Below are 14,908 nucleotides of genomic sequence, written 5' to 3'. Positions count from 1 at the left end.
CGCCGGCGTCGCGACCGGAATGGCGATCACCGAATTGCCGTTGTGCGACACGACTGCGTCTTCGCTATAACGATTGTCGATCGTCGGTTTGAACACTTTCACTTCCTGCTTGGCAAACTGAGCGCGGCGGACGCGGCGAATCAATTCTTCTGATTTGCCGGAAAACATGCATCCACAAATGACCTCAAGCCAGCCGGACTGCGTCATCACGTACATTGGGGCCTCTCCTTTCACACAACACTGTCCTCAAACCATCGGCCGCTCCTTGCCGTCTGCCATCGCGACGATCAGCGGGATCAGCCTTGTAAGCAACCGGCCTTCCATCTGTATAGATGCAATTTGAAGCTTTACGATTTGCAACTTTTACCGAGTATTTGATCGACTGTCGGGCGACCGAACAACGCCGCTTAAAGACCCATATATGGGTCTGTGAAGCAGGCGGTTGTTCGGTCCTCCGTCACGCCAAGTCGTGACGGAGAAGCCTGTGGCTTTCCTCCGACAGTCGAAAAGGGGCAAACCGCTTTTCCGTCAAAGATATGGTAAACTTCTCCGTTGCATCTATATGCTCTCACGAAAAAGCAGGCAAGTTTCGCTTGCCTGCTTTCGTCACGTCCTTGTTACTTAAGGCCGTATTTTTTATTGAATTTATCCACGCGGCCCGCTGCCGTAACAAATTTTTGTTTGCCCGTGAAGAACGGATGGCATTCCGAGCAAATCTCCACGCGCAGCTCGTCTTTGACCGAACCGCTTTCGAATTCGTTGCCGCATGCACAACGGACGATGACTTTTTTGTACTCTGGATGGATGCCTTGTTTCATCGTTTTCATCTCCTTCCGCCCTGTATCTGATGGAAACAGAGTGATTCGTAGCATGGAACGCTTCATGCTTATGCGCGCCCGCCCGTTTGGCAAGGCGCAGCGCATGGAACAGCCGGGACTCCACCGAAGCGAACCCGGCCGGTGCAAATCACGGATCGCACAAACCAAAAGGCGATAGCCAAAACACACATGTTAAGATTATAACAGCTTTTCTGTCAGTTTGCAACGGGCGATTCGCGGCAAATTCCGCCAACGGCCTACAGACGGAGCGGGCCGCCCTGTTTCCACTCCTGATCGAGCAAGGCGAAAAACTCTTCGTTTGACTTCGTCCGGCGCAATTTGTTCAAAAACCGCTCGATAAAGTCGGGCGAATCGGCCATCGTTTTGCGGATCGCCCACAGCTTTTCCAAATGTTCTTTTGGGATGAGCAGCTCCTCTTTGCGCGTTCCCGAACGGCGAATGTCAATAGCTGGAAAAATGCGGCGCTCGGCGAGCGAGCGGTCAAGATGGAGCTCCATGTTGCCGGTGCCTTTAAATTCCTCGTAAATGACGTCATCCATGCGCGACCCGGTGTCAATGAGGGCGGTCGCCAAAATCGTCAAGCTGCCGCCTTCTTCGATGTTGCGCGCCGCGCCGAAAAACCGCTTCGGGCGATGAAACGCCGCTGGGTCGATCCCGCCCGAGAGCGTGCGTCCGCTCGGCGGAATGACTAAGTTGTACGCCCGGGCGAGGCGGGTGATGCTGTCCATTAAAATGACGACGTCACGCTTATGCTCAACTAATCGCATCGCCCGTTCTAAGACAAGCTCGGCCACTTTAATATGGTTTTCCGGCACCTCATCAAACGTCGAGCTGACGACATCGCCTTGCACCGACCGCTCGATGTCGGTCACTTCTTCCGGCCGTTCGTCAATGAGCAAGACGATCAACTCGACATCCGGGTGGTTTGTGGTGATGCTGTTGGCAATTTCCTTCAGCAGCATCGTCTTGCCAGCTTTCGGCGGCGCGACGATCAACCCGCGCTGGCCAAAGCCGACGGGAGCGATCAAGTCGATGATGCGGGTCGACAGCTTGTCCGGCGTTGTCTCCAGCTTCATTTGCCGATTCGGGTAAAGCGGCGTCAACGCTGGAAAGTGAACGCGCTCCTTGGCGACTTCCGGGTCTTCGCCGTTGACCGCTTCGACATGAAGCAAGCCGAAGTAGCGTTCATTTTCTTTCGGCGGCCGCACTTTGCCGGATACTTTATCCCCGTTGCGCAAATCAAAACGGCGGATTTGGGAAGCGGAAATGTAAATGTCTTCCGAGCTCGGGGAATAGTTGATCGGGCGCAAAAAGCCGAATCCTTCCGACGGAATGATTTCGAGGATGCCTTCCATGAAAAAGAGGCCGTCTTGTTCGGCACGCGCTTTCAAAATCGCAAAAATAAGCTCCTTTTTCGTCAACTTGCTGTAGTATGAAATTTTGTATTGCTTGGCGAGCTCATACAGCTCTTTGAGCTTCATGTTTTCTAAAGCCGCTAACGTTAATTCCATTTTGACACCACACTTTGCAAATTTTCCTATTCTCCCATCGTTCGTGTTCGGACGTATTGGTCATCAATTCGACAGGCGAAGGGATTCATTTCGAAGATGATGAAGGCTGAAATGAAATAAAGAAGTAGAATGGCAGAGCTTATTTTTGCATAAGCAACACGACTATTTTACCCTTTTTTCTTCTTTTTAATCAATATTTTTTTGTTTTTCCGAGCCAGGCGCGGCTCCGGCGCCCGGCCGGATGGCAGGATATCATTTGATGACTAAGTTCGGTTTTTTCTTCAAACTGTGCCGCCCTTCGATGAAGCGGACCGTGCCGGACTTGGCCCGCATGACGACGGAGTGGGTGAGGCCGTACGCCCCTTTCAGCCGCACGCCGCGCAACAGCTCGCCGTCGGTGACGCCGGTGGCGGCAAAAATCGCGTCGTCTCCTTTCACCAAATCGTCCATGCGCAACACTTTGTTGACGTCAATACCCATTTGTTTGCACCGCTCGACTTCATCGTCGTTTTGCGGCAGCAGCTTCCCTTGCAGTTCGCCGCCAAGGCATTTCAACGCGACCGCCGCGAGCACTCCTTCCGGCGCGCCGCCCGAGCCGAACAAAATGTCAACGCCGGTATGGTCGAACGCCGTGTTAATGGCGGCGGCGACATCGCCGTCATTGATGAGCTTAATGCGGGCGCCGGCTTCACGCAGCTCATGAATGAGACGCTCATGGCGCGGACGGTTGAGGACAACCGCGACGACGTCTTCAATATCTTTGTTTTTTGCTCGCGCGACCGCCTTTAAATTGTCGATGATCGGCGCCTCAATGTCAATCATCCCGACCGCTTCCGGCCCGACGGCGATTTTCTCCATGTACATGTCCGGCGCGTGAAGCAGATGGCCGTGGTCAGCAACAGCGACGACAGCCAAGGCGTTCCATCCCCCGGAAGCGACGATGTTCGTCCCTTCAAGCGGGTCGACAGCGACATCGACGCGCGGGCCATAACCGTTGCCGAGCTTTTCCCCGATATACAGCATCGGCGCTTCGTCCATTTCCCCTTCGCCGATGACGACGGTGCCTTTCATCGGCACGGTGTCAAACACGTCGCGCATCGCCGACGTCGCGGCGTCATCAGCCTCATTCTTTTTCCCGCGCCCCATCCAGCGGGCGGCGGCAAGCGCCGCCGCTTCGGTGACGCGCACGAGTTCCATCGATAAGCTTCGTTCCATCGTCGTTCTCCCCTTCCCCTTTGTCGACTGGACGTTACGCGTTTTTCACTTGCTCGATTTCTTCATCGGTCATTTTTTCGCGCCAAATAGTGGCGCCGATGTCAGACAGTTTTTCGACGAGGTTGCTGTAGCCGCGGTCGATATGCTCGACGCCGGTGATCTCCGTCACTCCTTCGGCCATCAGCCCGGCAATGACAAGCGCCGCCCCGGCGCGCAAATCGCTTGCCTTCACTTTCGCCCCTTGCAGTTTGACGGGGCCGGTGACGATGGCTGAGCGGCCTTCGACTTTTACATTGGCGTTCATGCGCCGCAATTCATCGACATGCTTGAAGCGGGCGCTGTAAATCGTGTCGGTGACGACGCTTGTGCCGTTGGCTTTTGTCAGCAGCGCGGTAAACGGCTGCTGCAGATCAGTTGGGAAGCCCGGATAGACGAGCGTCTTGACGTCAACCGCTTTCAAAACGTCGGTGCCGCAGACGAGAATTTGATCTTCCCCCGTCTCCACGCGCACCCCCATTTCGCGCAATTTGGCCGTCAGCGATTCAACGTGCTGCGGGATGACGTTGTCGACGACGACTTCGCCATTGGTGGCCGCGGCGGCGATCATGTACGTCCCGGCTTCGATCCGATCCGGGATGATGGCATGGCGGCAGCCCGATAATGTTTCGACGCCGTCAATGCGGATCACATCGGTGCCAGCTCCTTTGATTTTCGCGCCCATATTCGAAAGCAATGTCGCGACATCGATGATTTCCGGCTCTTTCGCCGCATTTTCGATAATCGTCCGCCCTTTGGCGCGCACCGCCGCCAGCATGATGTTGATCGTCGCGCCGACGCTGACGACGTCCAAAAAAATGCGGGCTCCGCGCAGTTCTTCCGCGCGCAAATAAATGGCGCCCTGCTCGTTCGTTACGGTGGCGCCCAGCGCCTCAAACCCTTTGATATGCTGGTCAATCGGGCGCGGACCGAGATGACATCCGCCCGGCAAGCCGACAACCGCTTTTTTGAAGCGGCCAAGCATCGCCCCCATCAAATAGTAGGAGGCGCGCAGCTTTTTCACCTTCCCATTCGGAAGCGGCATGGACACCATATTCGTTGGGTCGATGACCGCCTCTTTGCCGTCAAACGAAAACGAGCCGCCGATTTCTTCGATCAAGCTTCCTAAAATGTGCACGTCGGAAATGTCCGGCAACCCCTCGATCGTCACCGGCGAATCGGCCAAAATCGCTGCAGGAATCAAAGCGACCGCGCTGTTTTTCGCACCGCTCACTTTGATCGTTCCCCGCAGCCGATCTCCGCCGATAATTTTCATTTTATCCATCGTCGTCTCCCTTCTTTGCTCGGAAGTTGGCTTCACCCCTGGGACGAAAAAGCAAAGCCGGGCGGGCTCATCACGTCCGGCCTGAACGCGGCAGAGCGAGCCCGCTTCACCCAAGAGGCAAACGGCTTACTTTCATTTTTGCCGATTCCAGTCGGCGAGAAACTTCTCAATTCCTTGATCGGTCAGCGGATGGTTGAACAATTGCATCAGCACCTTGTACGGAACCGTGGCAATATGCGCCCCGCGCAACGCCGCTTCCGTCACATGGTGCGGATGGCGGATCGAAGCGGCGATGATTTCCGTTTCAATGCCATGAATGTTGAAAATCTCAGCGATGGTGGAAATGAGCTCTAAACCGTTATGGCCGATGTCATCGAGGCGGCCGAGGAACGGAGAGACGTACGTCGCGCCGGCGCGTGCGGCCAAGAGCGCCTGGTTGGCGGTGAACACAAGCGTCACGTTCGTTTGAATCCCTTTTTCGCTGAACGCCTTGACTGCTTTTAAGCCTTCCGGCGTCATCGGAACTTTGATCGTAATGTTCGGGGCGATTTTCGCCAGCTCTTCTCCTTCCGCGATCATGCCAGCGGCGTCGGTCGAAATGACTTCAGCACTCACCGAACCAGAAACGATCGATGTAATTTCGCGCAACCGATCATGGAACGATACGTTTTCCTTCGCCACGAGGCTCGGATTGGTCGTGACGCCGGCCAAAATGCCGAGTTCATGGGCGTGTTTGATTTCTTCCAAGTTGGCAGTGTCGATAAAAAATTTCATGCTGAACCCTCCTTGTTATTCGTTGCACATGCAAAGGCAGCCGCGCGGCGGCCAAACGCCGCCCGCGAAGCCGATTCATCGCGCTGCTTTTCCGGACGAGCCAAACTCGCGCATTTTGCCGATGACCGTCGCTTTGATGGCATCGCGGCCCGGGCCGATGATTTTGCGCGGATCATAGACGTTCGGGTCTTTCGCGAGCAGTTCGCGGACGACTTTGGTAAACGCCATTTGGTTTTCGGTATTGACGTTGATTTTCGATGTGCCAAGGGAGATCGCGCGTTGAATTTGTTCGGTCGGAATGCCGGTGCCGCCGTGGAGCACAAGCGGAACGCCGGTTAAATCGCGGATTTGCTCCATTTCGGCAAATCCGAGCTTCGGCTCTCCTTTGTATGGGCCGTGCACAGAACCGAGCGCCGGGGCGAGACAGTCGACGCCTGTCCGTTTGACAAGCTCTTCGCACTCTTTCGGGTCGGCGTAAATGATCCCTTCTCCGACGACGTCGTCTTCCTGCCCGCCGACGATGCCGAGCTCCGCTTCGACCGAAACGCCGCGCGCATGAGCATATTCAACGACTTGCGAGGTGATGCGGACGTTTTCTTCAAATGGATGGTGGGAGGCGTCAATCATAACCGAGGTGAACCCGGCGTCAATCGCCGCTTTGCATTTTTCAAAGCTCGATCCATGGTCGAGATGGATGGCGACCGGAACGGTGATGTTCATGTCTTCCATTAACCCTTTGACCATATTGACGACCGTTTTGAATCCGCTCATATAGCGGGCCGCCCCTTCGGAGACGCCGAGAATGACCGGCGATTTTTCCTCTTCGGCCGCCGCTAAAATGGCTTGCGTCCATTCCAAGTTGTTGATGTTGAATTGACCGACCGCATATTTGCCGCGCAGCGCCTCGTTCAACATCTCTTTCATTGATACTAACGGCATGGTTCCATCCTCCTTAGCTGATCGTCGTCTTTGTCGCCATGACGGTGGTTGAATCCATCGGCGCAAAATGCATCTACGTTTATAAGCATATCAACTTGCCGGCAAAACGGCAACATTTCCACCCTTTCATCTCCGAAAGACGACAGCGTCATCCATACTCATTGCTTCGCTTTCTTTGCCAAAGGAAAGCCGCTCATCGATGGCGCTGTCTAGAAGGATGATGCCATCAAAAAAGCAACTCAGCAGCCTCCCTTCTCAAGTGAAGAAACCTTGTCAAATTGGCTCTTTTCTCCCGATGAACTTCCATCGGTTCCACAAAAATAATCGTTTTTCACCGTCCTCCTAAGCGGTAATGTATTTTTTGACGGCAACGCGCAAATCGTCAATATCAAACGGCTTGGCAAAATGCATCAGCGCCCCGAGCTCTTTCGTTTCTTGAATCATATCGAGCTCCCCGTAGGCGGTCATGATGATCACCTTAATATCCGGATCAATCTCTTTCAACCGTTTTAAAATTTCAATGCCGTCCATGCCAGGAATTTTCATATCCAGAAGCACAAGATCGGGGTGATGTTTGCGGGCGATTTCGAGCGCCTGCATGCCGTTGGCGGCCTGATACGTTACATACCCCTCCCGCTGAAACACTTCGTTGAGCAAAATGCGGATGCCATATTGATCATCGACAATTAAAATTTTGTTTCCCACCGTTATGCACCTCTATTCCCTGTTTTCTCCCTATTAATGTTTCGCATTTGGCAAACCCATTTCCTGCTTGCTTTTCTTGTTGTTTGCCGATTTTGTATAATAGCGGCGAAGGGAGGCCGAACCGTGAAAATTTTAACGACGCAAACGATCGGATTGTTGCAAAAAATCGCCGCGGACGAAGAGCTGGCGCTCGAAGACGGGGCGCGTCTGCTCGCTCAGGCCGCCATCGGTGATGGGCGCATTTGGCTGTATGGCATCGGTGAACTCGATGCGGTCGTCACCGCCGCGCTTCTTGGCCCCGATCCGCTGCCGAAAGCCAAACGGCTTGAGCCGACAGCAACCGATGACTGGCAGGAAACGGACCGAGCGCTTCTATTTGCCCGCTTTTCCAATGATGCTGAGGCCATTCGCCTCGCCGAACAGCTGCAGGCGCACGGCGTCGATGCAGTGGCCGTCGCGGCGCTCGTCAAGGATGAACCCGGACTGGCCGATATGGCCACCGTCTTTATCGACAGCAAACTTTCCCGCCCGCTCGTGCCGACCGAAGACGGCCGCCGCATCGGCATGCCGACGATCATCACCGCTTCATTCATCTACTACGGACTGCGCGTGTTGCTCGATGAAATTTTGGCGGAATATGAATAACAGCCGCCATGAAAACGAGCGCTCTCCCGCCGGCTGAAGGCAAAGAGGTATAGAAACCGCCCAAAAAACGGCGCCTGATCAATGGGCATCGTGCTTGACAAGATGAAAAATATCCAAAAAAGAAAGGGGGCTGGACCCAAAAGGCCGTTCTACGGCTTTTTTGGGACAGCCCCTTTTTCGTTACTCTTTCAGCGACGCTCTGACAAACTCGCGGAACAACGGCTGCGGCCGCGTCGGGCGCGAGGTGAATTCCGGGTGGAATTGCGCGGCGACGAACCACGGATGATCCTTGAGTTCGATCACTTCAACCAACCGTCCGTCCGGACTCGTGCCGGAAAAGACGAAGCCGTGCTCTTCCATGATCGGCCGGTATTGGTTGTTGAATTCGTACCGATGGCGATGGCGCTCGTAAATGACTTCATCGCCGTAGGCGGCGTAGGCAAGCGTCCCTTCCTGCAGCTTGCACGGATACAAGCCGAGGCGGAGCGTGCCGCCTAAATCTTCGACATCCTTCTGCTCCGGAAGCAAGTCGATGATCGGATGCGGCGTGTTCGGGTCAAACTCGGACGAATGGGCGCCGGACAACCCGACAACATGGCGAGCAAATTCAATCGAGGCAAGCTGCATTCCTAAGCAAATGCCCAAAAACGGCACGCGCTGCTCGCGGGCGTAGCGGATCGCCTCAATCTTCCCTTCGACCCCGCGGTCGCCAAACCCGCCCGGAACCAAAATGCCGTCCGCATCTTTCAACAGGTCGGCCACATTGTCACGAGTCACATGCTCCGCATTGATCCACTGAATATCAATGTCGGTGTCAAACGCATACCCCGCATGACGGAGCGCCTCCACAACAGAAATATAGGCGTCCGGGAGCTCGACGTATTTGCCGACCAAAGCGATTTTCGTCGTTTTCGATAAGTTGCGCACTTTCTCGACGAGCGCTTTCCATTCGGTCATATCCGCTTCGCCGCAGTTGAGGCGCAAATGTTCGCACACGATTTGGTCCAGCTTTTGTTCTTGAAGCATAAGCGGGACCGCATACAGCGTGTCGGCATCGCGCGCCTCGATGACCGCTTTCGGATCAATATCGCAAAAGAGGGCGATTTTCTCTTTCATTTCCTGCGGCATCGGCATTTCCGTGCGCACGACGATGACGTTCGGCTGAATGCCGAGGCTGCGCAATTCTTTCACGCTGTGCTGCGTCGGCTTCGTTTTCATTTCCCCAGCCGCCTTGATGTACGGCACAAGCGTGCAGTGGATGTACATGACGTTTTCGCGGCCAACGTCGCTTTTGATTTGGCGGATCGCTTCTAAAAACGGAAGCGATTCAATATCGCCGACCGTGCCGCCGATCTCCGTAATGACGACATCGGCGTTCGTCTCTCTTCCGGCCCGGAAGACGCGCTCTTTAATTTCGTTGGTAATGTGCGGAATGACTTGCACTGTGCCGCCGAGGTAATCGCCGCGGCGCTCTTTGCGGATGACGGCGGAATAAATTTTTCCTGTCGTCACGTTGCTGTATTTGTTTAAATTAATGTCGATGAACCGTTCATAATGCCCTAAATCCAAATCCGTCTCTGCACCGTCGTCCGTGACAAACACCTCGCCGTGCTGATACGGGCTCATCGTCCCTGGATCGACGTTAATGTACGGGTCAAACTTTTGGATCGTCACGTTCAACCCGCGGTTTTTCAACAAACGTCCAAGCGAAGCCGCCGTAATCCCTTTCCCGAGCGAGGAAACAACGCCGCCCGTCACAAAAATGTATTTCGTCATTTTGTCTTCCCCCTTGCCGAAATTGCGGTAACAGTTTCAGTGTTTGCGAAAGGCGCAAATAAAAAACGCTCCGCTTACCGTACGTAAGGGAGCGATCAATTTGTTCGTTTTCAAGAGCCCAACACACATTGTACCGGGTTCCCCTGGCAAAGTCAAGCGGTTATTCGTCTTCCTCCGGCTCTTCGAGATCGAGCTCTTCATCAAGCGGCGCATCGTCCAGCTCAAACTCTTCATCGCCGAGAATGTCATCGTCAAACGCGACATCTTCATCTAGATCGAATTCTTCATCTTCCAAGAGCTCATCTTCATCAAGCTCGAGCTCTTCCTCATCATATTCATCCAAATCGTCGTAATCGAGATCTCCATCTTCAAGCAGCTCGTCGTATTCATCGTATTCATCGTCAAGCGCTTTTTTCTTCTTCTTCGGCTTGACGATCGTCACCGTTTCGTCTTCTGTCTGGTCAAACGGATACCATGCGCGCAATCCCCAGACGTTTTCTCCAACGCAAATAAACCGGCCGTCGATGTTTAAATCGGTGTAATATTGGGCCAGCCGCGCCTCCACCACTTCTTCCGATATGCCGGCCAGCGCTGCTGCTTCACGAACGAGTTGATCAAACGGCAGCGCCTCCCGCTTGTCAAGCAAAATGAGGTTCGCCAGCTCGACGAACGACATCTCCTGCAATTCCTCCGGCGAGTATTGCTGCTGCAGGCTCAAGTTCAGCACTCCCCTTCTATATTAATGAAACAAATGAATGCAAGTGGAATACATACCATTCATTATAAACAAATTGTCGGGGTTTATGCTACCCATTTGCCGAAAAAAGCAAAGGAGGGCAGCCCTGCGGCGAGGGTGGCCCTCCTTCCGATTCCGACATATCCGTTGTCACAATCACCTTTGTTCACACCGCTCCACTTTTTCCTTACGAAGCCCATTCGTCTTCATCTTCTGGCCTCATCCGCGTTCCGTGCGTTTCGCCTCCAGCGAACCGACAGCCGCTGCCTATCATTCTACCGATCTGCTAAAGTTCAACGGGCCGTTATCCATTGTGATCGAGGCCGTCCATCGAAAGCTGTGAACAACGGAACGCGCTTGAATTACATATTCCGCCGGTATTGTCCGCCGACTTCGTACAAGGCGCGGGTGATTTGTCCAAGGCTGGCGACTTTCACCGTTTCCATCAATTCTTCGAAAATGTTGCCGCCGCTTGTCGCCACTTGCTTCAGCCGTTCAAGCGCCGGACCGGCTTTGTCTTTGTTCCGCTCTTGGAATTCGCGCAAGTTGCGGATTTGCGTCTCTTTTTCTTCATACGTCGCCCGGGCGAGCTGAATGTTGTTCAGCTCCTCTTCTGACGGTGGATTCGGGTTCAAGAACGTGTTGACGCCGATGATCGGCAGTTCACCGCTATGTTTCTTCGTTTCATAGTAAAGCGATTCGTCTTGAATTTTGCCGCGCTGGTATTGCATCTCCATCGCCCCAAGCACGCCGCCGCGGTCGTTGAGCCGTTCAAACTCTTGCAACACCGCTTCTTCGACCAAATCGGTCAGCTCTTCAATGATGAACGACCCTTGAAGCGGGTTTTCGTTTTTGGTCAAGCCAAACTCTTTCGTGATAATGAGTTGGATCGCCATCGCCCGACGGACCGACTCTTCGGTCGGTGTCGTGATCGCTTCGTCATAGGCGTTCGTATGCAGGGAGTTGCAGTTGTCATAAATCGCCAGAAGCGCCTGCAGCGTCGTGCGGATGTCGTTGAAATCGATCTCCTGCGCGTGCAATGAACGGCCGGACGTTTGGATATGGTATTTCAGTTTCTGGCTCCGTTCGTTGGCGCCGTATTTTTCGCGCATGACGATCGCCCAAATGCGGCGGGCGACGCGGCCGATGACCGAATACTCCGGATCGAGGCCGTTGCTGAAGAAAAACGACAAGTTCGGCGCAAAATCGTCAATGTGCATGCCGCGGCTCAAGTAATACTCGACATACGTAAAGCCGTTCGCAAGCGTAAACGCCAGCTGCGTGATCGGGTTCGCCCCCGCCTCGGCGATATGGTAGCCGGAGATCGACACCGAGTAGTAGTTGCGGACGCGGTGCTTGATGAAATACTCTTGAATGTCGCCCATCATTTTTAAGGCGAAATCAGTCGAGAAAATGCACGTGTTTTGCCCTTGGTCTTCCTTCAAAATATCGGCTTGCACCGTGCCGCGCACCGTTTGCAGCGTCCATTCCTTCACTTGTTCGTACTCTTCCGGCGTGAGCGGGCGGCCAAGCTCGGCTTCCTTTTTCTCGACTTGCTGGTCAATCGCCGTATTCATAAACATCGCCAGCAAAATCGGAGCCGGACCGTTGATCGTCATCGACACGGATGTGAGCGGGTCGCACAAGTCAAACCCTTTGTACAGCTTTTTCATATCATCAAGTGTACAGACGCTGACGCCGCTTTCCCCGACTTTGCCGAAAATGTCCGGCCGGTAGTCCGGGTCTTCGCCATAGAGCGTCACGGAGTCGAACGCGGTGCTGAGCCGCTTCGCCTTGTCTTCTTTGCACAAGTAATGGAAGCGGCGGTTCGTGCGCTCCGGCGTCCCTTCGCCGGCAAACTGCCGTTTCGGGTCTTCGCCTTGGCGCTTGAACGGGAAGACGCCGGCCGTATACGGGAACGAGCCAGGGACGTTTTCTTTATACACCCAGCGCAAAATCTCTCCGTAGTCTTTGAATTTCGGCAAGACGACTTTCGGAATGTCCAAACCGGACAACGTTTTCGTCGTCAGTTCGGTCACGATTTCTTTATCGCGCACTTTCGTGACCAATTGTTTTGCCGCATATTTCGCTTTCGTTTCTTCCCATGTCGCCAAAATGCGCTTCGATTCCGGCGTCAATTTCGCCTCATAATCCGCTTTGAGCGTCTCGAGCGCGCGGATCACGTCTTCAGCTTCGCCCCGTTCCTTCGCCGCTTCGATGGCCCCTTCGATTTGGAAGAGGCGTCGGGCCACCCCGACTTGCTGCTCGGCGCGGCGGTGGTACGAACGGACCGTTTCCGCGATTTCGCGCAAATAGTAGCGGCGCTCGTTCGGAATGATGACATTATGCTTTTCGACATTGGCGACCGTTTTCAAGCTTGTTTTCCAATTCGTTCCTGCTTTTTGATTGATCGTATCCACAAGCGCGACAAAAAGCGTATTCGTGCCCGGGTCGTTAAACTGGCTGGCGATCGTGCCGTACACCGGCATTTCCGAAACATCGCGGTCAAACAGCTGATGGCTGCGCTGATATTGTTTTTGCACTTGTCGTTTTGCGTCTTCTGACCCTTTGCGCTCGAATTTATTAATGACAATCAAATCGGCATAATCGATCATGTCGATTTTCTCAAGCTGCGTCGCGCGCCGAACTCGCTTGTCATGACGTACATCGACACGTCGCACACTTCGGTAATGGCGGCGTCGCCTTGGCCGATTCCGCTCGTTTCAATGATGACAAGATCAAATCCGGCCGCCTTGACAACCGAAATGGCGTCGCGAATCGCGGGCGACAACTCGGAGCGGGAATGGCGCGTCGCCAAGCTTCTCATGTAAACGCGCGGCGAGTTGATCGCATTCATCCGGATGCGGTCGCCCAACAGCGCCCCGCCCGTTTTTTGCTTCGTCGGGTCGACGGACAAGATCGCGATTTTGATATCCGGAATTTCGTTTAAAAAGCGGCGGACGAGCTCATCGGTGAGCGAGCTTTTCCCAGCCCCGCCTGTGCCGGTGATGCCGAGCACCGGCACGCGCTTCTCGAGCGCCTTCACTTGTTCAATGGCGGCTTCCGCCGCCGCGGCCGCCTCTTTGTTGTCCGCCTCAGCGCGGTATTCGCACAGCGTGATGAGCCGGGCGATCGCCTGCACATCGCCGGACGGAAGCCGCTCCAGTTCATCGGTCACCGTCGTCACGGTCGGAAAATCGCACTCTTCAAGCATGACGTTGATCATCCCTTGCAAGCCGAGGCGTCGGCCGTCTTCCGGCGAGAAAATGCGGGCGATGCCATATTCGTGCAGCTCTTTGATTTCCCGCGGGATGATGACGCCGCCCCCGCCGCCGTAAATGCGGATATGGGACGCCCCCCGCTCTTTTAGAAGATCGTACATATATTTAAAAAATTCCATATGCCCGCCTTGATACGAGGAGACGGCAATGCCTTGCACATCTTCCTGAATGGCGGCATTGACGATTTCCTCCACCGAGCGGTTATGGCCTAAATGGATGACCTCGGCGCCGCTCGCCTGCAAAATGCGGCGCATAATGTTGATTGAGGCGTCATGGCCGTCAAACAAGCTCGATGCAGTCACAAAGCGGACGTGATGCTTCGGACGGTAAATGTGCGCCATCGTTTCTTCTCCCCCTTTTAGACTTGCTGTTTCTCCATAATCCCCTTTAATAAAAACTCGGTTTGCAGTTCGATATATTCATCGAGTGTATACATTTTCCGCAGCACCCAACGGCGGAACGCCCACATTTGCCCAAGAACGACGATGTTGTGGGCAAACAGGCGGATTTCGCTTTCAGAAAGCTGCAGCGCCCCGCTCTCAACGCATGCGCGCAAAATATGTTCGAAAATCGCCGCCATATCGAGTTCTTTATTCAACACATACGGCAGCGATTCTTTGCTTAGCGCTTTCACTTCTTGATACATGACAAGCACTTCATCATCGAGTTCATCAACAACGCGGAAATAGTGGGCAATGGCGCGCCTCAGCCTTCGATCGTGCCATGGTGGGCACCGAGGTCTTGTTCCGTCCGCTCCCGCACTTCGTCGTAAATGCGGTCGCACACGAGATAGAGGACGTCTTCTTTCTTGCGGATGTACTCGTACAACGTGCCGATGCTGAAGCCGGACGCTTTGGCGATCTCCCTTGTCGTCGTTTGGTGGAAACCTTTTTGTTTAAACAAGGAAATCGCGCCTTTGATCATCTCATTGCGCCGTTTTTTCACGAGCTTTTCGTCTTTGACCGATGCAATCACTTCCCGTTTTTTCATGTTCGTTATCTCTCCCCCATTCCCATTTGACGGCGGGGCGCCGCCCCGCCCCATGCCGATCCGTGCGCCCTTCCCCAAAGCGCCAAGCCGCCGTTCAGATCCAAAACCATTGAAATGACGCACAATGTTTCAATCGCGCGCTAACACGAATGAGTGGACACGCAATGTTTAATTGC

General features: G+C 54.2%; 10 protein-coding genes and 3 pseudogenes. 1 reads left to right on the top strand and 12 read right to left on the bottom strand.

The features are described 5' to 3' along the window. From I656_RS11010 to I656_RS11040, 8 genes and pseudogenes are all read right to left on the bottom strand, one after another. Positions 1 to 216, bottom strand: a pseudogene (locus I656_RS11010) (thymidine kinase); the annotation flags it as partial. 401 nt (positions 217 to 617) lie between these two features. Next, on the bottom strand, positions 618 to 818 hold the full coding sequence (rpmE, locus tag I656_RS0115040) for a 50S ribosomal protein L31 (protein ID WP_011232848.1): 201 nt from the start codon (positions 816 to 818) through the stop codon (positions 618 to 620). Between the two features lie 257 nt (positions 819 to 1,075). Then, positions 1,076 to 2,350 carry a transcription termination factor Rho gene (rho, locus tag I656_RS11015; RefSeq protein ID WP_020754397.1) on the bottom strand — a complete coding sequence of 425 codons (1,275 nt, stop codon included), beginning with the start codon at positions 2,348 to 2,350 and terminating at the stop codon, positions 1,076 to 1,078. Between the two features lie 252 nt (positions 2,351 to 2,602). Beyond that, positions 2,603 to 3,565, bottom strand: a complete 963-nt coding sequence (gene glpX / locus I656_RS11020) for a class II fructose-bisphosphatase (RefSeq protein WP_013146621.1) — start codon at positions 3,563 to 3,565, stop codon at positions 2,603 to 2,605. 34 nt (positions 3,566 to 3,599) lie between these two features. Continuing rightward, positions 3,600 to 4,886: a UDP-N-acetylglucosamine 1-carboxyvinyltransferase gene (locus I656_RS11025; protein WP_013524815.1), complete on the bottom strand. Its 1,287-nt coding sequence runs from the start codon at positions 4,884 to 4,886 to the stop codon at positions 3,600 to 3,602. 132 nt (positions 4,887 to 5,018) lie between these two features. Beyond that, positions 5,019 to 5,660: a fructose-6-phosphate aldolase gene (gene fsa, locus I656_RS11030; protein WP_011232852.1), complete on the bottom strand. Its 642-nt coding sequence runs from the start codon at positions 5,658 to 5,660 to the stop codon at positions 5,019 to 5,021. 75 nt (positions 5,661 to 5,735) lie between these two features. Beyond that, positions 5,736 to 6,599: a class II fructose-bisphosphate aldolase gene (locus I656_RS11035; RefSeq protein ID WP_011232853.1), complete on the bottom strand. Its 864-nt coding sequence runs from the start codon at positions 6,597 to 6,599 to the stop codon at positions 5,736 to 5,738. A 342-nt stretch (positions 6,600 to 6,941) separates the two neighbouring features. After that, positions 6,942 to 7,304 (bottom strand): response regulator, encoded by a 363-nt coding sequence (locus tag I656_RS11040; protein ID WP_013146624.1) that lies wholly within the window; start codon positions 7,302 to 7,304, stop codon positions 6,942 to 6,944. A 123-nt stretch (positions 7,305 to 7,427) separates the two neighbouring features. Between I656_RS11040 and I656_RS11045 the strand changes: the two genes are divergently transcribed. Beyond that, positions 7,428 to 7,949 (top strand): DUF2529 domain-containing protein, encoded by a 522-nt coding sequence (locus I656_RS11045; protein ID WP_025949631.1) that lies wholly within the window; start codon positions 7,428 to 7,430, stop codon positions 7,947 to 7,949. Between the two features lie 180 nt (positions 7,950 to 8,129). Here I656_RS11045 and I656_RS11050 read toward each other — a convergent pair whose 3' ends face one another. The 4 genes and pseudogenes from I656_RS11050 to I656_RS0115030 all read right to left on the bottom strand — a co-directional run bounded on the left by I656_RS11050 (position 8,130) and on the right by I656_RS0115030 (position 14,732). Continuing rightward, positions 8,130 to 9,725: a CTP synthase gene (locus I656_RS11050; protein ID WP_020754390.1), complete on the bottom strand. Its 1,596-nt coding sequence runs from the start codon at positions 9,723 to 9,725 to the stop codon at positions 8,130 to 8,132. 160 nt (positions 9,726 to 9,885) lie between these two features. Further along, positions 9,886 to 10,443: a DNA-directed RNA polymerase subunit delta gene (gene rpoE, locus I656_RS11055; protein ID WP_033005068.1), complete on the bottom strand. Its 558-nt coding sequence runs from the start codon at positions 10,441 to 10,443 to the stop codon at positions 9,886 to 9,888. A gap of 380 nt (positions 10,444 to 10,823) precedes the next feature. Further along, a pseudogene (gene icmF / locus I656_RS0115035) lies at positions 10,824 to 14,083 on the bottom strand (fused isobutyryl-CoA mutase/GTPase IcmF). 17 nt (positions 14,084 to 14,100) lie between these two features. Next, positions 14,101 to 14,732: pseudogene (locus I656_RS0115030) on the bottom strand (TetR/AcrR family transcriptional regulator). Positions 14,733 to 14,908 lie beyond the last annotated feature (176 nt).

Origin of the sequence: Geobacillus sp. WSUCF1 (assembly GCF_000422025.1) — a bacterium.
Taxonomy (GTDB): Bacteria; Bacillota; Bacilli; order Bacillales; family Anoxybacillaceae; genus Geobacillus; species Geobacillus zalihae.
The sequence above is the reverse complement of the archived record's forward strand: the minus strand, read 5'-3'. Positions and strand labels throughout refer to the sequence as shown.

Coding starts and splice junctions, on each gene's coding strand:
- glpX (WP_013146621.1), bottom strand. CDS start 3,565: ATGGAACGAAGCTTATCGATGGAACTCGTGCGCGTCACCGAAGCGGCG.
- fsa (WP_011232852.1), bottom strand. CDS start 5,660: ATGAAATTTTTTATCGACACTGCCAACTTGGAAGAAATCAAACACGCC.
- I656_RS11025 (WP_013524815.1), bottom strand. CDS start 4,886: ATGGATAAAATGAAAATTATCGGCGGAGATCGGCTGCGGGGAACGATC.
- rho (WP_020754397.1), bottom strand. CDS start 2,350: ATGGAATTAACGTTAGCGGCTTTAGAAAACATGAAGCTCAAAGAGCTG.
- I656_RS11050 (WP_020754390.1), bottom strand. CDS start 9,725: ATGACGAAATACATTTTTGTGACGGGCGGCGTTGTTTCCTCGCTCGGG.
- I656_RS11035 (WP_011232853.1), bottom strand. CDS start 6,599: ATGCCGTTAGTATCAATGAAAGAGATGTTGAACGAGGCGCTGCGCGGC.
- rpmE (WP_011232848.1), bottom strand. CDS start 818: ATGAAACAAGGCATCCATCCAGAGTACAAAAAAGTCATCGTCCGTTGT.